Source organism: Paenibacillus sp. EKM10P (genome assembly GCF_011800655.1).
In the GTDB taxonomy this organism is placed as follows: Bacteria; Bacillota; Bacilli; order Paenibacillales; family Paenibacillaceae; genus Paenibacillus; species Paenibacillus polymyxa.
Window position 1 is genome coordinate 1 of sequence record NZ_JAALET010000155.1, and the last position, 208, is coordinate 208.

Below are 208 nucleotides of genomic sequence, written 5' to 3' on the forward strand. Positions count from 1 at the left end.
CTTAGCTCAGCTGGTTAGAGCGCACCCCTGATAAGGGTGAGGTCGGTGGTTCGAGTCCACTAGGGCCCACCATATAATTTTATATTTTCTTTTGGGGCCATAGCTCAGCTGGGAGAGCGCCTGCCTTGCAAGCAGGAGGTCAGCGGTTCGATCCCGCTTGGCTCCACCAAAAGATTTATCATTGCACCTTGAAAACTGGATACCGAAA

At 51.4% G+C, this 208-nt stretch carries 1 tRNA gene; it reads left to right on the forward strand.

Going from position 1 to position 208, the window contains the following annotated elements:
• The first annotated feature begins 93 nt into the window (after positions 1 to 93).
• A tRNA-Ala gene (locus HFE01_RS26900) sits at positions 94 to 169 on the forward strand.
• The last annotated feature ends 39 nt before the right edge of the window (positions 170 to 208 follow it).